25 protein-coding genes are annotated in these 20,286 nt (G+C 70.8%); 11 read left to right on the top strand and 14 right to left on the bottom strand.

Features of this window, described 5'->3' with window-relative positions; translation table 11 throughout:
• Positions 1–42: 42 nt before the first annotated feature.
• From ACSU6L_RS10830 to ACSU6L_RS10810, 5 genes are all read left to right on the top strand, one after another.
• A complete protein-coding gene (locus ACSU6L_RS10830; RefSeq protein WP_073941173.1) occupies positions 43–444 on the top strand; it encodes a YraN family protein in 402 nt (133 codons plus the stop codon).
• Positions 444–2,069: a YifB family Mg chelatase-like AAA ATPase gene (locus ACSU6L_RS10825; RefSeq protein ID WP_437055876.1), complete on the top strand. Its 1,626-nt coding sequence runs from the start codon at positions 444–446 to the stop codon at positions 2,067–2,069. The genes ACSU6L_RS10830 and ACSU6L_RS10825 overlap by 1 nt, the downstream gene beginning before the upstream one ends.
• Positions 2,070–2,500: 431 nt before the next feature.
• On the top strand, positions 2,501–3,655 hold the full coding sequence (dprA, locus tag ACSU6L_RS10820; protein ID WP_437064846.1) for a DNA-processing protein DprA: 1,155 nt from the start codon (positions 2,501–2,503) through the stop codon (positions 3,653–3,655).
• A gap of 270 nt (positions 3,656–3,925) precedes the next feature.
• Positions 3,926–4,768, top strand: coding sequence for an RNA polymerase sigma factor WhiG (gene whiG / locus ACSU6L_RS10815; protein WP_437055874.1), 843 nt, complete (start codon positions 3,926–3,928; stop codon positions 4,766–4,768).
• Between the two features lie 80 nt (positions 4,769–4,848).
• On the top strand, positions 4,849–5,403 hold the full coding sequence (locus tag ACSU6L_RS10810; protein ID WP_437055872.1) for a TetR/AcrR family transcriptional regulator: 555 nt from the start codon (positions 4,849–4,851) through the stop codon (positions 5,401–5,403).
• Between the two features lie 42 nt (positions 5,404–5,445).
• On the opposite strand, the gene ACSU6L_RS10805 is transcribed toward ACSU6L_RS10810, so the two are convergent.
• A complete protein-coding gene (locus ACSU6L_RS10805) occupies positions 5,446–6,030 on the bottom strand; it encodes a murein hydrolase activator EnvC family protein (RefSeq protein ID WP_437055870.1) in 585 nt (194 codons plus the stop codon).
• 284 nt (positions 6,031–6,314) lie between these two features.
• Here ACSU6L_RS10805 and rpsB point away from each other — a divergent pair, with 284 nt between their 5' ends.
• From rpsB to ACSU6L_RS10780, 5 genes are all read left to right on the top strand, one after another.
• Positions 6,315–7,166 carry a 30S ribosomal protein S2 gene (gene rpsB, locus ACSU6L_RS10800; RefSeq protein ID WP_437055868.1) on the top strand — a complete coding sequence of 284 codons (852 nt, stop codon included), beginning with the start codon at positions 6,315–6,317 and terminating at the stop codon, positions 7,164–7,166.
• A gap of 151 nt (positions 7,167–7,317) precedes the next feature.
• Positions 7,318–8,154, top strand: coding sequence for a translation elongation factor Ts (tsf, locus tag ACSU6L_RS10795; protein WP_073941180.1), 837 nt, complete (start codon positions 7,318–7,320; stop codon positions 8,152–8,154).
• 191 nt (positions 8,155–8,345) lie between these two features.
• Positions 8,346–9,104, top strand: coding sequence for a UMP kinase (gene pyrH / locus ACSU6L_RS10790; RefSeq protein ID WP_073941181.1), 759 nt, complete (start codon positions 8,346–8,348; stop codon positions 9,102–9,104).
• A gap of 140 nt (positions 9,105–9,244) precedes the next feature.
• On the top strand, positions 9,245–9,802 hold the full coding sequence (gene frr / locus ACSU6L_RS10785) for a ribosome recycling factor (protein ID WP_043506945.1): 558 nt from the start codon (positions 9,245–9,247) through the stop codon (positions 9,800–9,802).
• Positions 9,802–10,935, top strand: coding sequence for a phosphatidate cytidylyltransferase (locus ACSU6L_RS10780; protein WP_437055865.1), 1,134 nt, complete (start codon positions 9,802–9,804; stop codon positions 10,933–10,935). The genes frr and ACSU6L_RS10780 overlap by 1 nt, the downstream gene beginning before the upstream one ends.
• A gap of 199 nt (positions 10,936–11,134) precedes the next feature.
• On the opposite strand, the gene ACSU6L_RS10775 is transcribed toward ACSU6L_RS10780, so the two are convergent.
• From ACSU6L_RS10775 to ACSU6L_RS10720, 12 genes are all read right to left on the bottom strand, one after another.
• Positions 11,135–12,397, bottom strand: a complete 1,263-nt coding sequence (locus tag ACSU6L_RS10775; RefSeq protein WP_437055863.1) for a tyrosine-type recombinase/integrase — start codon at positions 12,395–12,397, stop codon at positions 11,135–11,137.
• Positions 12,397–12,594 (bottom strand): helix-turn-helix transcriptional regulator, encoded by a 198-nt coding sequence (locus ACSU6L_RS10770; RefSeq protein ID WP_437055861.1) that lies wholly within the window; start codon positions 12,592–12,594, stop codon positions 12,397–12,399. The genes ACSU6L_RS10775 and ACSU6L_RS10770 overlap by 1 nt, the downstream gene beginning before the upstream one ends.
• A gap of 2 nt (positions 12,595–12,596) precedes the next feature.
• A complete protein-coding gene (repSA, locus tag ACSU6L_RS10765; RefSeq protein WP_437055859.1) occupies positions 12,597–13,988 on the bottom strand; it encodes a replication initiator protein RepSA in 1,392 nt (463 codons plus the stop codon).
• Positions 13,985–14,227: a hypothetical protein gene (locus ACSU6L_RS10760; protein WP_437055857.1), complete on the bottom strand. Its 243-nt coding sequence runs from the start codon at positions 14,225–14,227 to the stop codon at positions 13,985–13,987. The genes repSA and ACSU6L_RS10760 overlap by 4 nt, the downstream gene beginning before the upstream one ends.
• Positions 14,228–14,235: 8 nt before the next feature.
• Positions 14,236–14,418, bottom strand: coding sequence for a hypothetical protein (locus ACSU6L_RS10755; protein WP_437055855.1), 183 nt, complete (start codon positions 14,416–14,418; stop codon positions 14,236–14,238).
• A gap of 92 nt (positions 14,419–14,510) precedes the next feature.
• Positions 14,511–15,056 carry a GGDEF domain-containing protein gene (locus ACSU6L_RS10750; RefSeq protein ID WP_437055853.1) on the bottom strand — a complete coding sequence of 182 codons (546 nt, stop codon included), beginning with the start codon at positions 15,054–15,056 and terminating at the stop codon, positions 14,511–14,513.
• Positions 15,057–15,061: 5 nt separating this feature from the next.
• On the bottom strand, positions 15,062–15,352 hold the full coding sequence (locus ACSU6L_RS10745; protein WP_437055851.1) for a SpdD protein: 291 nt from the start codon (positions 15,350–15,352) through the stop codon (positions 15,062–15,064).
• Positions 15,353–15,376: 24 nt separating this feature from the next.
• Complete coding sequence (locus tag ACSU6L_RS10740) at positions 15,377–15,535, bottom strand: hypothetical protein (protein WP_437055850.1); 159 nt, start codon at positions 15,533–15,535, stop codon at positions 15,377–15,379.
• Positions 15,536–15,543: 8 nt separating this feature from the next.
• Positions 15,544–15,732, bottom strand: coding sequence for a mobile element transfer protein (locus tag ACSU6L_RS10735; protein WP_437055848.1), 189 nt, complete (start codon positions 15,730–15,732; stop codon positions 15,544–15,546).
• Between the two features lie 19 nt (positions 15,733–15,751).
• Positions 15,752–16,435: a DUF2637 domain-containing protein gene (locus tag ACSU6L_RS10730; RefSeq protein ID WP_437055846.1), complete on the bottom strand. Its 684-nt coding sequence runs from the start codon at positions 16,433–16,435 to the stop codon at positions 15,752–15,754.
• A 78-nt stretch (positions 16,436–16,513) separates the two neighbouring features.
• Complete coding sequence (locus ACSU6L_RS10725) at positions 16,514–17,854, bottom strand: FtsK/SpoIIIE domain-containing protein (RefSeq protein WP_437055844.1); 1,341 nt, start codon at positions 17,852–17,854, stop codon at positions 16,514–16,516.
• A gap of 2 nt (positions 17,855–17,856) precedes the next feature.
• Complete coding sequence (locus ACSU6L_RS10720) at positions 17,857–18,186, bottom strand: SCO3933 family regulatory protein (RefSeq protein ID WP_437055842.1); 330 nt, start codon at positions 18,184–18,186, stop codon at positions 17,857–17,859.
• A 194-nt stretch (positions 18,187–18,380) separates the two neighbouring features.
• On the opposite strand from ACSU6L_RS10720, the gene ACSU6L_RS10715 reads away from it, so the two are divergent.
• Entirely contained in the window at positions 18,381–19,136 is a 756-nt protein-coding gene (locus ACSU6L_RS10715; RefSeq protein ID WP_437055840.1) for a GntR family transcriptional regulator, read from the top strand.
• On the opposite strand, the gene ACSU6L_RS10710 is transcribed toward ACSU6L_RS10715, so the two are convergent.
• Positions 19,137–19,706 (bottom strand): nuclease-related domain-containing protein, encoded by a 570-nt coding sequence (locus tag ACSU6L_RS10710; protein WP_437055838.1) that lies wholly within the window; start codon positions 19,704–19,706, stop codon positions 19,137–19,139. It abuts the gene before it with no gap.
• Positions 19,707–20,286: the final 580 nt, after the last annotated feature.

The raw sequence follows: 20,286 nt of genomic DNA, 5'->3' as shown, positions 1-20,286 counted from the left end.
CGCTGAGTTGTCCACCAAGATCCACTCGGTGATGGCGGGTGCGTGACAGTCGGTGCCGGAGGTGGTGCCGACATGAACGCACATCTGGCACACAGCGCACTCGGCAGGTACGGCGAGGAAGTGGCCGCCCGGCGGCTGACCGAGGCCGGCATGACGGTCCTGGAGCGCAACTGGCGCGCCGGACGGACCGGTGAGATCGACATCGTGGCGCGGGACGGCGACGTCCTCGTCGTCTGCGAGGTCAAGACCCGCAGGGCGGGGCGGTTCCAGCACCCCATGGCGGCGATCACGCCGGCCAAGGCGGGCCGCCTGCGACGGCTGGCGGAACGCTGGCTCCAGGAACACGGCGGAGCACCGCCCGGCGGGGTCCGCATCGACCTGGTCGGAGTCGTCCTGCCCGACCGGGGCGCGCCCGTCGTCGAGCACGCGCGGGGGGTGGCGTGATGGGATTCGCGCGCACCTGCTCCGTGGCCCTCGTGGGCGTGGAGGGCGTGGTCGTCGAGGTCCAGGCCGACCTGGAACCGGGCGTCGCCGCGTTCACCCTGGTGGGCCTGCCGGACAAGAGCCTCACCGAGAGCCGGGACCGGGTCCGGGCGGCGGTGGTGAACTCCGGCGCCGAGTGGCCGCAGAAGAAACTCACGGTCGGGCTCAGCCCGGCCTCCGTGCCCAAGGCGGGCAGCGGATTCGACTTGGCCGTCGCCTGTGCGGTGCTCGGCGCCGGAGAGCGCATCGACCCGCGAGTCCTCGCCGACATCGTGATGATCGGCGAGCTGGGCCTGGACGGACGGGTGCGGCCGGTGCGCGGCATCCTGCCCGCCGTCCTGGCCGCGGCCGACGCCGGGTACGAACAGGTCGTCGTACCGGAGTGCGCGGCCGCCGAGGCCGCCCTGGTGCCAGGCGTGTCGGTGCTCGGCGTCCGCAGCCTGCGCCAGCTGATCGCCATCCTCGCCGACGAACCCGTGCCCGACGAGGAGAAGGAGGAGCTGGGCCGCCCGGACCCGCTGCTCGCCGGACTGCGCGTCCCCGGCACCGGCGCCGCCACCGGCATGCACAGCGTGGGCGCCGCCCAGCAGGACCACGGCTACGACCTCGCCGACGTCGTCGGTCAGCTCTCGGCCCGTACGGCGGTGGAGGTCGCCGCGGCCGGCGGCCACCACCTGTTCCTGGAGGGGCCGCCCGGGGCCGGCAAGACGATGCTCGCCGAGCGGCTGCCCGGCATCCTGCCCCGGCTCAGCCGGGAGGAGTCCCTGGAGGTCACGGCGGTGCACTCGGTGGCCGGCCTGCTGCCACCGGGCAAACCCCTGGTCGACGTCCCGCCCTACTGCGCGCCGCACCACTCGGCCACCATGCAGGCACTCGTCGGCGGCGGCCCCGGCGTCGCCAGGCCCGGCGCCGTCTCGCTCTCCCATCGAGGGGTGCTCTTCCTTGACGAGACCCCGGAGTTCAGCGGCCAGGCACTCGACGCGCTCCGGCAGCCCCTGGAGTCGGGGCACGTCGTGATCGCGCGCAGCGCGGGCGTGGTGCGCTTCCCGGCGAAGTTCCTGATGGTGCTCGCGGCCAACCCCTGCCCGTGCGGGCGCTTCTCGCTGACCGACAGCCTGTGCGAATGCCCGCCGTCGGCGATCCGCCGCTACCAGGCCAGGCTCTCCGGTCCGCTGCTCGACAGGGTCGACCTGCGGGTGGAGGTGGACCGGGTGTCGCGCGCCGAACTGACCGGCCTCGGCGCCCGGGGCGACTCGACCGCGACGGTCGCCGACCGTGTGCGCGCGGCGCGGGAGCGGGCGGCGGCGCGCTTCACGGGTACCCCGTGGCGGACCAACAGCGAGGTGCCCGGGCGGGAACTGCGCAGCCGCTGGCACGCGGCGAGCGGCGCGATGGACGAGGCCGAGCGCAGCCTGGAACGCGGGGTGCTGACCGCACGCGGGCTCGACCGGGTGCTGCGGGTCGCCTGGACCGTCGCGGACCTGGTCGGCCACGACCGGCCCGACGCCACCGACGTGGCCCTCGCCCTGCAACTGCGCACAGGTGTCCCGCGCGGGGTGCCGATGGCCATCGGGGCGCTGACGTGAGCGGTGGCAGGGGGGTGAGCGGTGGTCCCGACGTGAGCGGCGGTCCCGTGGTGAGCGGTCGTTCCGAGGTGAGCGGGCGTCCCGAAGTGAGCGGGCGTCCCGAAGTGAGCTGTGGCTCGGACGTGAGCGGTGGCGGTGAGGTGAGCGGTGGCCCGGATGTGAGTGGCTGCCCGGATGCGAGCGGTGGCAGTGACGTGGATGGTGGCCCGGACGTGGGTGGTGGCTCGGACGTGAGCTGTGGCCCGGACAAGGGCCGTGGCCAGGACATGTGCTGTGGCAGTGACGTGGGTGGTTGCCCGGACGTGGGTGGTTGCCCGGACGTGGACGGTGGCCCCGACTGGACCAGCGGCCCGGATGTGGACGGTGGCCCCGGCCGGATCAGCGGCCCGGACGTGAGCTGTGGCCCCGGCCGGATCAGCGGCGGCCCCGACATGCGCGGCGGCGGCGATCCCGATCTGCCGGCCCGGGTCTTCCTCACCCGGGTCATCGAACCCGGCGACGAGATCACCGGGCGGTGGGTGCGGGAGTTGGGTGTGGCGGAGGTCGTACGGCGGTTGCGGGACGGGGAGAGGCCGCTGCCGGGAGTGAGCGGGCGGCGGTGGGAGGGGCTGAGGGCGCGGGCGCTTCGGGCCGAGCCCGAGCGGGATCTCGACGTCGCCCGGGCGGCCGGGGTGCGGTTCCTCGGCCCGGGGGACGTGGAGTGGCCCCGGCAGCTCGACGATCTCGGCGACGCCAGGCCGCTGGGGCTGTGGGTGCGGGGCCGGGCCGACCTGCGGATGTGGGCGTTGCGCTCCGTCGCCCTCGTGGGGGCGCGGGCCTGCACCGAGTACGGCGCCCACATGGCCGCGGGCCTCGCCGCCGGGCTGGCCGAGCGGGGCTGGGTGGTCGTCTCCGGCGGCGCCTACGGCGTCGACGGCGCCGCCCACCGGGGCGCCCTCGGCGCGGGCGGCGCGACCATCGCCGTCCTGGCCTGCGGAGTCGACCGGCCCTATCCGCGCGGACACACCGAGCTGATCGCCAGGATCGCGGAGCAGGGCCTGGTGATCGGCGAGCTGCCGCCCGGGGACCATCCCACGCCCAGCAGATTCGTGCTGCGCAATCGGGTGATCGCCGCTCTCACCCGCGGCACCGTCGTCGTCGAGGCCGCCCACCGCAGCGGCTCCCTCGTCACCGCGCGGGCGGCCCAGCGGCTGGGCCGGCACACCATGGGCGTGCCGGGACCGGCGACCAGCGCGCTGTCGGCGGGCGTGCACGAGCTGCTGCGCGGGGACGCCGTGCTGGTCACCGACGCGGCGGAAGTCGTGGAGCTCGTGGGAGCCATGGGCGAGCTGGCCCCCGACCGGCGCGGGCCGGTGCTGCCCAGGGACCTGCTGGCGCCCGGCGCACGCCGGGTACTGGCCGCGCTGCCCGGGCGGGGCGCGGCCGCGGCGCGGGAGATCGCACTGGGCGCGCAGACGACCGAGGACGACGCGATCGCGAGACTGTACGAGCTTCGAGCACTTGGTTACGTCGAACGACACGGCGACGGCTGGAAGTTGACACGCCAGGCGATGATCTCCGTTCGACGCCCTCGGAGCCCCTGTTGACCCAGCGTGTTCAGCCGTCCGGGGGAACCCCTACGCCCTTGGGAAATCACGGAGTTGGCGGATTGCTGCGGTCACGCAGAGCGACCGCCGTGACCCGGTAGGGCGCGCAGCGGAACGTATCTGCGCCCCCCGCGCGCTCCGATGTTCGCGCACCGCGACACCTCAGTCACGCTACGCTCACGAGGATTCCGACACAGTCCGGCAACTCCACCCCAGAGCGACAGCTCACTCACGTACCACCCTTCACGGCAGAACGGCACAAGGCGACGAATGCCCCAGCACACCTCCGGGTCCGACCGGGCGGCGGTCACACCGGCCGCCCGCGACGGTGGCAGCGTGCGGCCGCCCGCTCCCTCGACGCTCGACGAGCTCTGGCGGTCGTACAAGGCCACGGGCGACGACCGGCTGCGCGAGCAGCTGATTCTGCATTACTCGCCGCTCGTCAAATACGTGGCGGGACGGGTGAGCGTCGGTCTGCCGCCGAACGTGGAGCAGGCCGACTTCGTGTCCTCCGGGGTGTTCGGGCTCATCGACGCGATCGAGAAGTTCGACATCGACCGGGAGATCAAGTTCGAGACGTACGCGATCACGCGGATCCGGGGCGCGATGATCGACGAGCTGCGGGCGCTGGACTGGATCCCGCGCTCGGTACGGCAGAAGGCGCGCAACGTGGAGCGGGCCTACGCGACGCTGGAGGCGCGGCTGCGGCGGACGCCGTCGGAGAGCGAGGTGGCCGCCGAGCTGGGGATCGCCGTGGACGAACTGCACGCCGTGTTCAGCCAGTTGTCGCTGGCCAACGTGGTGGCCCTGGAGGAGCTGCTGCACGTCGGGGGCGAGGGCGGGGACGGGCTCAGCGTCATGGACACGCTGGAGGACACCGCCGCGGACAATCCCGTGGAGGTGGCCGAGGACCGGGAGCTGCGGCGGTTCCTGGCGCGGGCGATCAACACGCTGCCGGAGCGGGAGAAGACCGTCGTCACCCTCTACTACTACGAGGGGCTCACCCTGGCCGAGATCGGGAACGTGCTCGGCGTGACCGAGAGCCGGGTCAGCCAGATCCACACGAAGTCCGTGCTGCAGCTGCGGGCGAAGCTGGCCGGCTTCGGGCGCTGAAGCGCGTACGGCACTGTACTCCCGTCGTGGGCGGTCGGTCCGTAAAGTGGGTTGACGTGCCAAGGATTCGAGCGGCCTCCGTGGCCGAGCACCGGTCGATGCAGCGAGCCGCCCTGCTGGACGCGGCTCGGTCCCTGTTGTCCGAGGGCGGTACGGAGGCGCTGACCTTCCCGGCTCTCGCCGAGAGGACCGGGCTGGCGCGGTCGTCCGTGTACGAGTACTTCCGGTCGCGGGCCGCGGTCGTCGAGGAGCTGTGCGAGGTCGACTTCCCCGTGTGGGCGGCGGAGGTCGAGGCGGCGATGGCCGCGGCGGACGGGCCGGAGGCCAAGGTCGAGGCGTACGTGCGGCGGCAGCTGTCGCTGGTCGGCGACCGGCGGCATCGGGCCGTGGTGGCGATCTCGGCGAGTGAGCTGGACGCGGGGGCGCGGGAGAAGATCCGGGCGGCGCACGGGGCGCTCGTCGCGATGATCGTGGATGTGCTGGGGGAGATGGGGCAAGCGGAGCCCCGGCTCACGGCGATGATGCTGCAGGGCGTCGTCGACTCGGCTGTGCGGCGGATCGAGCTGGGCGTCGAGGAGCCGGGGGTCGTGGCGGAGGCCGCGGTGCGGATGGCACTGCGGGGGGTCCTGGGCTGAGCCCGGTCTCCAGATCGGCCGACAAGGGTGAGCGGCCCGGCGCTACAGGGCGCCGCTCGGCCGCGGCAGCGGCACTCCCAGCACCGGCAGCAGCACCGACGGGCCCTCGTTCACCAGCCACGGGGGCATGATCGACAGCGGGTCCAGGTAGGCCTCGCCCCTCCGCAACCCCCAGTGGACGCACGTGACCGGGCAGTGGGAGCCCGCCGGTTCCACCGTGCCGACCACCTCGCCCGCCGTCACCGGGTCGCCCTTCTTCACGGACGGGCGTACCGGCTCGTACGTCGTGCGCAGCGGGGGAGCGCCCGTGCCGTCGAGTTCCACGGAGACCACGCCCCTCCCCGCCACCCGGCCGGCGTAGGACACCCGGCCGGTCGCGACGGCCAGGACCGGCGCGCCGGGCGCGGCCGCCAGGTCGACTCCGCGGTGGCCCCGGGCGTACGGGGACGGGGGCGGGTCCCAGGCGCGCAGGACCGGCGGGCGGCCGGGGAGGGGCCAGGTGCGGCCCACCGCCGGGACGGGTGGGGCGGGGGAGGGCGCGCCGTCCGCCCGGCCGGCCGGTGTCAGGACCGGCCACAGGCCCAGCAGCGCCGCCGTCACCAGGTACGCGTATCGCTTCGCTCGCATGCCGGAACCGTGCCGCACCCCCGCTGATCACCGCCGGAGCCTGTGGACTACTCCCCGGTTGTGGAGAGCGGCGTCACCCGGCGCTCCGCCGGTCCCGTACACTTCTGATGGCGATCCGGGTCACCGGGTCGACTTCGCACGCCCCGACACCGGGTCCCGGCACCGTCCGGAACCCGGGAGTCAGCGCCCCTCGGTCCTTTGTGGCAACGGCGCGCTGCGGGCGTCAGGCGCGGGAGCCGTCCGGCATCCGCGGCACAACCGAGAAACTCAAGGAGAGTACGGCCATGGCCGTCGTCACGATGCGGGAGCTGCTGGAGAGCGGCGTCCACTTCGGTCACCAGACCCGTCGTTGGAACCCGAAGATGAAGCGCTTCATCTTCACGGAGCGCAACGGCATCTACATCATCGACCTGCTCCAGTCGCTGTCGTACATCGACCGCGCCTACGAGTTCGTCAAGGAGACCGTGGCCCACGGCGGCACGGTCATGTTCGTCGGCACGAAGAAGCAGGCGCAGGAGGCCATCGCCGAGCAGGCCACCCGCGTCGGCATGCCCTACGTCAACCAGCGCTGGCTGGGCGGCATGCTCACCAACTTCTCGACCGTCTACAAGCGTCTGCAGCGCCTGAAGGAGCTGGAGCAGATCGACTTCGAGGACGTCGCGTCCTCCGGTCTGACCAAGAAGGAGCTCCTGGTCCTCTCCCGCGAGAAGGCCAAGCTGGAGAAGACCCTCGGTGGTATCCGCGAGATGCAGAAGGTGCCGAGCGCCGTCTGGATCGTGGACACCAAGAAGGAGCACATCGCCGTTGGTGAGGCCCGGAAGCTGAACATTCCGGTCGTCGCGATCCTCGACACCAACTGCGACCCCGACGAGGTCGACTACAAGATCCCGGGCAACGACGACGCGATCCGCTCCGTCACCCTGCTCACCCGCGTCATCGCCGACGCCGTCGCCGAGGGCCTCATCGCCCGCAGCGGTGTCGCCACCGAGGGCAAGGGCGAGAAGGCCGCGGGCGAGCCGCTGGCCGAGTGGGAGCGCGACCTGCTCGAGGGCGAGAAGAAGGCCGAGGAGGCCCCGGCCGCCGCCGAGGCGCCCGCCGCCGAGGCCGCTCCGGCCGCCGAGGGCGAGCAGGCCTGACCGTCAGCGTCAGCCGTTGACGGCGGGAGCTGACATCAAGTCCGCTCCCGCCGTTCACCCGTAGGTCAGCGCGGCGTCCGCGATCCACACCCTGGATCGCGGACCGTGCAGATCTCCGATCCTCCAGACTTCGAGAAAGATTCACAGACTCATGGCGAACTACACCGCCGCCGACGTCAAGAAGCTCCGCGAGCTCACGGGCGCCGGCATGATGGACTGCAAGAAGGCGCTGGACGAGGCCGAGGGCAACGTCGAGAAGGCTGTCGAGGCGCTGCGCATCAAGGGCCAGAAGGGCGTCGCCAAGCGCGAGGGCCGCTCCGCCGAGAACGGCGCCGTGGTCTCGATCATCGCCGACGACAACTCCTCCGGTGTCCTCGTCGAGCTGAAGTGCGAGACGGACTTCGTCGCCAAGGGCGAGAAGTTCCAGGCCGTGGCCCAGGCCATCGCCGAGCACGTCGCGAAGACCTCCCCGGCCGACCTGGAGGCCCTGCTCGCCTCCGAGATCGAGGCCGGCAAGACCGTCCAGGCGTTCGTCGACGAGGCCAACGCCAACCTGGGCGAGAAGATCGTCCTGGACCGCTTCGCGCAGTACGCCGACGGCTTCGTGCTCGCCTACATGCACCGCACGATGCCCGACCTGCCCCCGCAGATCGGTGTCCTCGTCGAGTTCGACAAGCCGAACGCCGAGGTCGCCAAGGGCATCGCCCAGCACATCGCCGCCTTCGCGCCGAAGTACCTCTCCAAGGAGGACGTCCCGGCCGAGGTCGTCGAGTCCGAGCGTCGTATCGCCGAGGAGACCACCCGCGCCGAGGGCAAGCCCGAGGCCGCGATCGCCAAGATCGTCGAGGGTCGCGTCAACGGCTTCTTCAAGGACGCCACGCTGCTCGGCCAGCCGTACGCGCTGGACAACAAGAAGTCGGTCCAGAAGGTTCTGGACGAGGCCGGTGTCACCCTGAAGCGCTTCGCACGCATCAAGGTCGGCATCTGAGTCCGTACCGCAACGGGTACTCGATCCCGATAGGGTCGGGTGCGGTCGTTTGCGTACGCCGCCACGCACACACGTGTGGCGGGCGACAGCAGATCTGACGAGGAGGCCATTGCCGCGCATGGGATGCGAACGACACCCCACCGGCAATGGCCTTCTTCGTATGTGCAACACGTGAAAGAGGCGGGATCCCCATGACCACCAAGGCCCAGAAGAGCGACGACGGCAAAGTGCCCGGCCGGTTTCTGCTGAAGCTGTCCGGAGAGGCCTTCTCCGGTGGCGGGGGCCTGGGCGTCGACCCCGACGTGGTGCACAAGATCGCCCGCGAGATCGCGGCCGTCGTGCGCGACGGAGCGCAGATCGCGGTCGTCATCGGAGGCGGCAACTTCTTCCGCGGCGCCGAACTCCAGCAGCGCGGCATGGACCGCGCCCGCTCCGACTACATGGGCATGCTCGGCACCGTGATGAACTGCCTCGCCCTCCAGGACTTCCTGGAGAAGGAGGGCATCGACAGCCGGGTCCAGACCGCCATCACGATGGGCCAGGTCGCCGAGCCGTACATCCCGCTGCGCGCCGTGCGCCACCTGGAGAAGGGCCGCGTGGTCATCTTCGGCGCCGGTATGGGCATGCCGTACTTCTCCACCGACACCACCGCCGCCCAGCGCGCCCTGGAGATCGACGCCGAGGCGCTGCTGATGGGCAAGAACGGAGTCGACGGGGTCTACGACTCCGACCCCAAGACCAACCCGGACGCCGTGAAGTTCGACGCGCTCGGCTACGGCGAGGTCATCACGCGCGACCTGAAGGTCGCCGACGCCACGGCCATCACGCTGTGCCGCGACAACAGCCTGCCGATCCTCGTCTTCGAGCTTCTTGCGGAGGGCAATATCGCTCGCGCCGTCAAGGGTGAGAAGATCGGCACGCTGGTGGGTGACCAGGGCAGCCGGGACTGACCGGTGACCACGGCCCCTGACCGGGGGATGGACAATGTCCTGCCGGTCGGGAACCGTGCAGGAAGAAGACGCGACGCAGCCGGCCGCCGACCACAACGTCAACCGCAGCCGGGCCTACTCAAGACACGCAGGAGCAAGTGGTGATCGAAGAGACCCTCCTCGAGGCCGAGGAGAAGATGGAGAAGGCCGTCGTGGTCGCCAAGGAGGACTTCGCCGCGATCCGCACCGGCCGTGCGCACCCGGCGATGTTCAACAAGATCGTGGCCGACTACTACGGCGCACCGACGCCGATCAACCAGCTGGCCTCGTTCTCCGTGCCGGAGCCGCGCATGGCCGTCGTGACCCCGTTCGACAAGAGCGCGCTGCGCAACATCGAGCAGGCCATCCGCGACTCCGACCTGGGCGTCAACCCGAGCAACGACGGCAACATCATCCGTGTGGTGTTCCCGGAGCTGACCGAGGAGCGCCGCCGCGAGTACATCAAGGTCGCCAAGGGCAAGGGCGAGGACGCGAAGATCTCGATCCGCTCCGTGCGCCGCAAGGCCAAGGACGCCATCGACAAGCTGATCAAGGACGGCGAGATCGGCGAGGACGAGGGCCGTCGTGCGGAGAAGGAGCTCGACGACACCACCGCGAAGTACGTCGCCCAGGTGGACGAGCTCCTGAAGCACAAGGAAGCCGAACTGCTCGAGGTCTGATGAACGACTCTTCCTGGGGGACGCCGCAGACCGGGTACTGGCAGCCGTCCGACCAGGGGCCGATCCGGGGTCCGGTCCAGCGGGCCGCCCCGGCGGGTCCCGCGTACGATGCGCTTGACGCGCAGCAGACTCGGCCCATGCCCATCGTGCCCGACGTATCCGCACACGGCGGAAACCAGGATGACGACCGGGGGGCCGCTCGGCTGAGTGGCCCCCTGTTCCGAGACGAGAGCACGTCGGCGCCGTCCCACGCTGCGACGCCGCAGAATCCGGAGCCCATGCACGACGCCCCGCAGCCGGCGCCCGCACCGCAGAAGAAGAGCGCGGGCCGCGACCTCGGTGCCGCGATAGGGGTCGGGCTCGGACTCGGCGCGGTGATCGTCGCCTCGCTGTTCGTCGTCAAGGCCGTCTTCGTCGGTGTCATCGCGGTCGCCGTGGTGGTCGGGCTGTGGGAACTGACCAAGCGCCTGGAGGAACGCAAGGGCATCCGGGCGCCGCTGGTGCCGCTCGCGATCGGCGGCGCCGCCATGGTCGTCGCCGGGTACGTCCGGGGTGCCGAGGGCGCGTGGGTCGCGATGGCGCTCACCGCGCTGGCCGTGCTGGTCTGGCGGATGACGGAACCGCCGGAGGGCTACCTCAAGGACGTCACGGCCGGCGTCTTCGCCGCGTTCTACGTGCCGTTCCTCGCCACGTTCGTCGCGATGATGCTGACGGCCGACGACGGGCCGTACCGGGTGCTGACGTTCCTGCTGCTGACGGTGGTCAGCGACACCGGGGCGTACGCGGTCGGCTGGCGGTTCGGCAAGCACAAGCTGGCGCCCCGGATCAGCCCCGGCAAGACCCGCGAGGGCCTGCTGGGCGCGGTGACGTTCGCGATGGCGGCAGGCGCGCTGTGCATGCAGTTCCTGGTGGACGACGGCAGCTGGTGGCAGGGCCTGCTCCTCGGTCTCGCCGTCGCGGCCAGCGCCACGCTGGGCGACCTCGGCGAGTCCATGATCAAGCGCGACCTGGGCATCAAGGACATGGGCACCCTGCTCCCCGGCCACGGCGGCATCATGGACCGGCTGGACTCCCTGCTCCCCACGGCACCGGTCGTGTGGCTCCTGCTGGTCCTCTTCGTGGGCAGCACCTGACCGCCCACGCCCTACGCTGACGAGCCCCCGCCCTGCCCAAGGGCGGGGGCTCTGTCCTTGGTCCTTTCGGGCGGCCGGGTCACCCGATTGGATCTGCGACACTGGTAGAACCATGCCCAAGCCCGGAGAACTGGCAGTAGTTGGGCAGCAATAAGCCCCCTACCAGCGCGTTCGGCGCGGATAGGGGGCCTGGTTCAGGTCACTGGGCCGTCTCTGGGCCGTCAGGCTCGTGCGGGGCCGGGAGAAGCACCCGATCCACGGCCTTCCTCGTACGCTCCTGGCTCGACGGCATCAGATGCGCGTACACCCGCAGAGTCAGCCCCGGGTCGGAGTGGCCCAGGTACTCACTCACGGCCTTGATGCTCTCGCCGGCGTCCAGGAGCACCGAGGCGTAGAAGTGCCGCAGCGCGTGCATGCCGTGCTCACGGGCCGACTGGTACTTGCCGTTCTCTCCGGCCTCTGCGATCAGACCGGCCGACGCGAGGGCGGGCTTCCACTCCTGGATGTTGAAGTTGCTGCGCCAGACGAGTCCGCTCGCGGTGTTCGTGAACAAGAGGCGAGCCGATACCTTCGGGCCGTCCGGCTTGCGCCAGGGCAAGGTGATCTCGACCGGCTTGAAGGCGTCCATGTGGGCCCGCAGGGCATCAGCCACCGAGGGGGGCAACGGTACGTCCCGTTCCTTGTTGCACTTCGGTGGGGCGAACACGGCCTTGCCCCGAATCAGCTTCACCTGTCGGACCACCCGAATGATGCCGCCGTCGAAGTCGAGCGCATCCTCAGCCAGTCCCACGATTTCCCCCTGACGGAGCCCGCACCCGGCACCCACGTCCACCATGGGCTGGTAGCGCTGGGGGAGTGCCGCGCGGACCGCCTGAACCTGGGCAGGCAGCCACGGCACAACACGGCGTTGCTCGGTGGCCGGCGGGCGGACGGATTTCGCGGAGCACGGGTTGCGGGGCAACAGCCCGTCGTCGACCGCAGCACTGAGCACGGCCCGCACGTCGCCATAGATGTTCCGCGCATAACCGCCACTCACGGCCGGGTCGTTCTCCAGCGCGCTCACCAGGCCGCGGATGTGCTCCGGGCGGAACGAGTCCAGCGGCCGAGAGCCGATCAGCCGGAATGCGTGCAGGCGCAGCCGCTGCTCGACCACCACGTGACTGGCCGGGTCGATGCCGTGCGTCTTGAGCCATTTCTCGGCGTAGCTCTTGAAGGTGATCCGAGCTGCACGCGGGTCGATGTACTGGCCGCGCGACATATCCGAAGCGATGTCGGTCAGCCACTTCTCGGCGAGGCGCTTCTGGCGGTCCGGGAAGCTCTTGGACTTCTCGGTGCCGTCGGGGCCGACGTACCGAGCGCGGTAGCGCATGCCGGTGCCGTGCCGCTCGGTCTTGACCCTGACAGACTTGCCGTCCGGCCCGGTCGCGGTCTTGTACCAGCGGTCTTGGATGTGCCCAGCCATCAGGCGGCCTCCCCGAGCTGGGAGTCCACCCAGGCCCGTACGTCACGCGGGTCGAAGCGCAGGTGCCGGCCGACCCGGAAGCCGCGAGGGCCGGTGTGTTTCCGGCGCCACTGGTAGACCGTCTCCACGCTGGGAAGGTCAAACATCTCGACCAGGTCCTCAGGGGTCAGGAACCGGTTCGGCAGCTCTGAGGCCATGGTCAGCAGTTCCTTTCGTCGGCGAGCTGTGCGGGCAGTTCTTCGCGGGCGAGTTCGCGGCTTTGTTGGATGTCGCGGCGGATGTTGGCGGCGAGCCAGGACTCTCCGGGGGTGTGGCCGTGGCCGGCGTAGGTCCAGTGGGCGAGGGTCAGGGTGGTTGCCTCCGTCTCGCCGTCGGGGTCGGGCAGGCCGAGGGCGGCGCGTTGTTGGGCGGCGCGGTAGTCGGCGCGGGTCTGGCGGAGGGCGCCGAGGGTGGTGGAGTAGCGGCGGGACTTGGTGGAGAAGTGGCCGCGGAAGCCGAGCATGTGGGCCCAGTCGCGGAGCTTGCGGTCCGGGTAGAGCGGGTGCAGGTTGAGGCAGGCGGCGATGAGCCGGGCCGGGTGGTCGGGTACGCCGAGGAGGGCCAAGGCCTCTTTGTTGCCGATGCGGCGGTCGACGGTGCCAGTTGTCTCGGCGGCCTTCGTGGCGTACTTCGCGACGTAGGAGGCGACGGCCTGTTCGGTGATTTCCTCGCCGTCGCCGAAGGCGCGGATCGGGCGTACGTCGAGCTGCATGCCCCAGCGCAGAGCGCGAGCAGGTTGGCCGCCGGAGGCGGGGACGTCGACCGCGACGCGGGCCGCGGCTGCGCGGATGGCGTCGGTGAGCAGGTCGAGGGTGGCCCAGGCCGGGGGCGGGGAGTCGGGTCCCTCGGGGCCGTCGAAGCGGATCACGGCGTGGAAGTGCACGGCGCCGCGTTTCTGGTACTCGGCGACCTTGCCGAAGGAGACCCGGGACTGTTCGCGGGCGGCTTTCTGGGTGAGCCCGGCGCGGCGGGCGATCTCACGGCGGAGGTAGATCGTGAAGTAGCGCCACAGGTCGGAGGCGTGGTTGTTCCACAGCACGGCGCCCGCGTAGTCGTAGGTGTCGGGGTCGAGGGGGGTGCCGAGTTCGGGGGCGTCTTCGGGGTGGTGGGTGCCGCAGGCGCAGGGCCGGTTGCCGGGGCGGTTGTGGACGGGGCCGAAGGAGGGGGCGGTGAGGGTGGCGAAGACGCGGGGGTGGTCGCGGATGGTGTCGGGGGTGCCCTTGGCCGGGTCGCCGATGAGGCCGGCGCGGATGAGGTGGTAGGTGTCGCCCGCGTAGGTCCAGGCGCAGGCGGGGCAGCGGGAGGCGCGGCGGTTGCCGCAGGCGATGCGGAGCCGTCCGCCGGGCTCGGTGTCGGTGGAGTAGTGGTGCAGGACGTGCCGGGTCTGCTTGTCGCGGACGACGACGGAGCCTTGCAGGTGGATGGGGTCGGTGCAGCCGCCGGTGCGGCGGATCTGGTCTTGGATGCGGTCGAAGCCGGGAGACCCGGCCAGCCTCAGCACGTCGGCGAGGGTGGCCGGGTCCAGGCCCGCCATGGTGGCGGTGTCGGTCACGCGTCACCGTCCGCAGCGGTGGCGGCGATCCGGTCGAGGGCCGCGGCGGCTTCGTCGGCGGCGCGAGCGAGGGCGCGCAGGGCGTCGGTGGTGCCCGGACGGGCGATCAGCGCGAGGTCGATGGACTCGCCGCCGACGCGGAGGCTGACGAAGCCTTCGTCCTCGGGCGTGGGGTCGAACACGTTCACGCGGGCGGAGGTGTCCGGCTCCAGGTGGGCGGAGGTGGTGAGGGTCCTCATGGCGGCCGTCACCTCCCGGCGCGGACGAGGCCGGCGGCGGGGGCGGTGCGGCCGGTGCCCTTGCAGCTGGGGCAGGTGATGGTGAGGGTGGCTCGGGTGCCGTCCGGGTGGCGGGTGCCGGTGGTGATGGCGGCGGTGGCGAAGCCGTCGCAGTCGCGGCAGATCCGCCGGGTCGGGGTGTGCTGGGGCATGATGGGGCTCCCTTTCGGGTCCGTTGGATTCGGGAGGGGTCAGGCGCCCGGAGCGGACGAAGTTTGGCGACCGAGGCCGCTCCGGGGGCCGCTTAGCGTGTGTTGCGCCTGCCGTGCCCCTTGACCGCGTACATCACCGAGTCGGCGGAGGAGAGAGCGTCGGTGAGGGTGGGGACCGGCAGGTGTGACCGGTGGCAGTGGCCGACCGAGGCCGACACCGGCAGGACGCAGCCGTTGTGCTCGACGGGCTGGTCCAAGGCGGCCTGGAGGGCGTGGAGGCCGGGGGTGCGGGCGGGCTCGGTGACGATGGCCGCGAATTCGTCTCCGCCGAGGCGGGCGGCGATTCCGTGGCGTCCGCACCAGCTGGTGAGGCGCCGGGCGGTCGCGGTGAGCGCGGTGTCTCCAGCGGCGTGGCCGTGGGTGTCGTTGATGGCCTTGAAGTCGTCGAGGTCGACGAGGACCACGCAGGCGTGCGGGTGCCTGGCCAGCAGGTGTTCGGCGCGGGCGGTCCATCCGGCGCGGGTGTGCAGGCCGGTCAGGGGGTCGCGGCGGGCGGTCGAGAGGCGACGGACCAGCAGGCTGCCGTGGAGGGCCCAGCCCAGGGCCGGTAACCCGGCGGCGATCACGTGCGTGTCCATGTCGGTCACCGCTCCTTCTGGAGGTCCTTGACGAGGAGGCGGAGGACGACGGCGACCACGGCGACGGAGACGCCGGTGATGGCGACCGCGAGGAGCATGGAGACCAGGACGGCGCCGACAACCAGGACCACGGCGCCACCGCCGGCGGCGAGGGCGAGCGCGCTGCCGGGGGTGAGCTGCACGGTGGGCCGGTGCGGGGTCGGGACGACCGCAGCCGGGGCGGTGGGCATCGGGCTACTGGGCTGCAGCGCCGGGGGCGGGGCGGTGTCCTGCGGCGGGTACTTCGGAGTGAACACGGTGAATCTCCTCTCACGGTCAAGTCACTTGTCGAGGGCGGTGCCGATGACGGGGCTAAGGAAGCTGTCGGCGACGAGGTAGCCGCCGAGGAGGAGCACGATCACGAGCCACCAGGGCGGGCGGACAAGCTTGACGCCGAGGTAGCCGACGACGAGGAGCGCGAGCCAGAGCGGAACGTCCACGACGCCTCCTAGGACTTGCAGCGGTGGGTGCGGGCGGCGAGTTCGGCGGCGGAGCGGTCCGGGTAGTCGGCGGAGAAGCCGCAGCCCGGAGCGGTGCAGGCGGCGGTGTGCTTGTTGCGGCCCCGGCCGTCGTAGTACGTGGCGACCTGGACCGGGCCGATGCGGATGCGGTCGCGGAAGCGGCGGTAGACGGCCACGAGCGATCTCCTCCCTGGGCTAGGTGAGTTGGAGCTGGGCCGCGATGGCGTCGGCCATCGGGGCGGGCAGGCCGAGCCGGGCCGATAGCGCGTCGGCGGGCATCGGTGTGCCGGTGGATGCCTGATGGGCGTCGGCGATCTTGCGAGCGTGGTCCAGCAGCGCGGCCGGGACCGACGGAGACGCGGGCGCCGGCGCGGGAGGGGACGGCGCAGCCGGGGCCAGTTCAGGCACCTCGGGTACCGGGTCCGAAGCCGGGGCGGGTTCAGTGGTGTCTATGCGACGCATGTCGGCTTCCGGCGCGGGCGGTTTGTCGTCCACGGGCTGTGCAGACCGCACGGGGGCGGTGGGGCTGTGGACGAGGAGGGTTCCGCCGAGGAAAGCCAGGGCAGGCCAACCGGCGACGAGGATGCGCAGCCAGGCGGGAACGTCGGCCAGGTCGAGGAGTCCGGCGGTGGCGACGTTCGCGCCGAGCGAGGCCGCCAAGGCGATGACGAACCACGTCCAGGCCGAGCGGTCGCGGCGGGCCGTGCGCAGCCGTCGCCAGGCGGCGACCAACAGCAGGTCGACGGAGACCGGATAGGCCCAGGCTTTCCAGCCGGACTGTCCAGCAGCCGCAGCCAGGTCGTGCAGGTGAGCGAAGGACAGAGCACCGGCGATGACGGCCTGAACGAGTACGGCGTCGGGGCGAAGTGGGCGGAGCATGGGGCACCTCCCTTCGAAGGGAAGTCGGGCCGGAAGGGACGGAGCGCGAGGCGCATGCTGCCCCTGGTCCAGCGGCTGTCAGTCGGTGACCGGGCGGGGCTTGACCAGTGACGGACCAGGCGCCGGCGCCTCGGCGGGCACGAAGGGACGGAAGGGCTCCAGCACGGGAAGATCCGGGACCAGGTGAGCGAACTCCCGGCAGACAGCAACTACGTCGTCGCGGGAGGTGTGCGGGGTGCGGATCTTCGACCAGCCGCCCGTGGAGTCCGCTGCCACAGCCGTACCGGGCCGTTCCATCGGGATGAGGCTCGCGGCCGGGACCGCGTCCGGGGCGACATCGGCGAGGCCCATCTCGGCGGTCTGCTTGTCGTTGACCCGGTGGACCACGCGGCCGGTGAGTTGGGCGCGGAGCATGGTGGCGCCCTTGCCCAGCTCTGAACCGAAGCGCTGAGCGCAGATCTCCAGGTAGATGCCGACCGCGCGGGCCATCTGCGCCAGCCGGATCAGCGCGGTCACGATCCGCTCCCGCCGCTCCTCGTCCTTGCGCGAGGAGATCAGGAACAGCTCGGCGACCTCGTCGACCAGGACCACGACCGGCACCGGCCGCACCTCGTCGGGGAGTTCCCAGATGTCGGAAGCGCCGTGCAGGCTCAGCAGGTCGAAGCGGTCTTCCATCTCCGCGACCAGCACATCCAGCAGCGACGCGGCATCGTCCGGGTTGGTGACCAGCGCCGACAGCCGCGGTGCGAAGGCTGTCTGTTCCACCCCGCGCTTGCAGTCGATGCCGACCAGCGCGACGGGGAGCTGCGCCAGTCCCTTGATCAGGCTGCGCTGGTACATCGACTTACCGGAGTGGTTGGCGCCGAGGGTGAGGGCCATGGGTGCCTTGCGGTAGTCCCGCTCGAACGCGGTCCCGTCCTCCCGCAGCGCGACCGGCACCGCCATGTCGTGCGGCCGTGCCTTGCGTGGCATCCTCACCCGGCGCAGTACGTCGTAGCCCGTCATGCGCAGCTCCACGTATCCAGGCTTGGTCGCCACCACGGTCACCGAGTGCACGCCCCAGGCGTGGCGCAGCCGTTCCGAGGAAGCCATCACGTCCGCCGGTTCCAGACCAGCGGGCAGCCGCAGGGTGACCCGCAGGCCGGTGGAGGTGGGGCGGATCCGGCGGATCTTCGGCGGGACCGGCTGCACCTCGCGGCGGGCGACGTTGCGGGTGACGAACGCCCGCAGGCCGGACGGCTGCACCGTCAGCCCGCACACGTCCATCGTGGAGCGGTAGGCGAAGGCGAACCGGCCCCAGGTGAGCGGCGCCCCGACCAGCGACCAGTACACCCGGGGGGCGCGGTACTTGGTGTAGCCGAGCCCGCCGGCACCGGCTAAGGCTGCCGTGGTCTCCAGCCATGTCGTCATGTCGGCCATGGTCAGGCCGCCGGGGTGATCGCGACCGCGCGGAACGAGATGCCGTGGCGCTTCTGTCCGTTGAACTCGTTCTCCCAGTCACGGGCCTTGAGGCCGATCACCTTGACCGGCATGCCCGGCACCAGGTCCCCCTGGTAGCCCGTCTCTGGGATGGTCACCTGGTACAGGTTCCCCTCGCCCTCGTCGGAGACCAGCAGGCCCACGGTCGACAGGCCCGCACCGGTCTCCCGGTCGATGGCCCGCTCACCGGTCTTGGCGTTGGCCATCTTCGGCACCGGCGCGGTCGCCACGAACACCACAGCGGACGACAGATCGATCTTGAACGACGGCATGAGCACATCCCTTGTTTCGGGAGGCCGCCTCGTGCGACCTCTCTAGACATCTCCAGTGGAGCACGTGTCTAGAGATGCCGTCAAGGGAGATGTCTAGAGACGTTGTATCGCGCAGATGCGGGCTACACGCCAGAGCGCAACGCATCTATGGATGCCCTAGGGTGGGGTGTCTAGAGAAGAGAGGAGGGCTCCGAATGGCCACCACCGACGACCGTCGGCCGAAGTACCAGAGGATCGCGGACTCTCTGCGTGAGGCGATCCAGTCGGGCGAATACGGTCCCGGTGATCGGCTCCCGGGAGAGAACGACCTGATGGCCGAGCATGGCGTAGCCCGTATGACCGCGCGACAAGCGCTCGGTGTGCTCCAGAACGAGGGTCTTGCAGAGTCCCGTAAGGGCGCCGGCGTGTTCGTGCGTGCCTTCAAGCCGCTGAGGCGGCGAGGCATCCAGCGACTGTCCCGCGACCAGTGGGGTTCGGGCCGTTCCATCTGGTCGGCGGACATCGAGGACCGCACTCTCGTGGTCGACCAGGTGCAGGTGTACGAGGCCGCCGCACCCGAACGGATCAGCCAAGTGCTCGACATGGAGGACGGCGCGGCAGTATGCGTGCGCAGCCGCCGATTCGTGCTCGACGACAAGCCGATCCTTCTGTCCACCTCGTACCTGCCTGCGGACTTGGTGGCTGGGTCCGCGATCACGCAGGAAGACACCGGCCCCGGCGGTACTTATGCCCGGTTGGCCGAGCTGGGCTACAAGCCCGTGCACTTCCGCGAAGAGATCCGCTCCCGGATGCCGTCGCAGGAGGAGGCAAGCCGCCTTCAGCTCTCCATGGGCACTCCCGTGATCCTCATCTCTCGCACGGCGTTCGCCGAAGAGGGGCGCGCCGTTGAGGTGAACGAGATGATCCTCGACTCGGCCGCGTACGTGCTCGAGTACGACTTCGACGCCTGATCAGCCGACCCAGGTACCCGCGTCTCGGGCAACGCCGTAAATATGGGCGGCCTGGTCGGGAGAGAGCACCGGTGACAGGCCTGACAGGACTCGGTCGAGGTTTTCTACTTCCAAGACGAGGACTGGCGGGTTGGCGTTCTTGACCTTGAGTTTCGCCGCATGCACCACAGAGATCACAGGGCGGACGGGAATCTCGACTCCACAGCGTCGAGTCAGTGCACGGGACACCCGACGTGCTTCCGACTGGCTGACCGCAATGTGACGCTGCACCGCCCCGTTCACCGTGATGGCAGCGTCGCCGTACCAGACGGACTTGTCCCTGTGCCGCTTGGTGTTGATGGAGAAGACGCCAGCGGGGCCTATGACGAGGTGATCGATGTCGGCGCCGCTGGCCCACTGGATGGCGTGGAGCGTGTACCAGCCATGGCCGCGAAGTCTGTCGAGCCGTCTGCCGGTGACGCGTTCCCCGACTAGCCCATCCGACCAGCTGCGGATCTCGGACCGAGGCGACCAACGTTGAACGACTCTCAGCAATGGGTTCGGTTGCAGCTCTCGGATCTTGCGGCGCACCGCGTCGCCCGGACGGTTCCTCGCCAAGTCGCCTGGTAGTGGCTGCACCCTGCCCCCTCGTGTGCACTTCACTGCCAGATCACCACGGAGGCCTACCGAGTCCAAGACCGGTATCAGCCAGGAGCTGTTACAGGTTTCTCTACCTCATCAAGGGCCCGCGCAAGCGCGGGCTGGCCCCTTGGGCCCGACCTCTCTGCGCCTTCGGCGCCGGGGCCGTGCCCCTGGGGCCGCAAGCGAGTTACGGCCTGAGTAGAAACCCGATCAGCACGGCCACGGTCAGAACGAGGCCTCCGGCGGGGGATCGGCCGGCACCGGGATGGAGGGGGCGCCGTTCGAGGCCGCGGGTCCGTAGTGGCGTGCGCGGGGAGCTCCCATCCCGTCCGCCATCGACCCAGGCAGAGCCGAGCAGACGCGGCCCATGGCGTCCAGGTCGTTCGTACAGTGGCGCGCTCCACCTGGACGCCATGAACCACGCCCGCTCCACGGTGTGTGGGTCGACGGCGGACGGGATGGGAGCTGGGGGAAGTGGTGGGCTTGGAGGAGCCGTAAACAGCATCCCGAGAACCTACGACACCGGCAC

The sequence above is a fragment of the Streptomyces sp. enrichment culture genome, from assembly GCF_964272855.1.
GTDB lineage: Bacteria > Actinomycetota > Actinomycetes > Streptomycetales > Streptomycetaceae > Streptomyces.
This window is presented reverse-complemented; position numbering and strand designations above follow the sequence as displayed.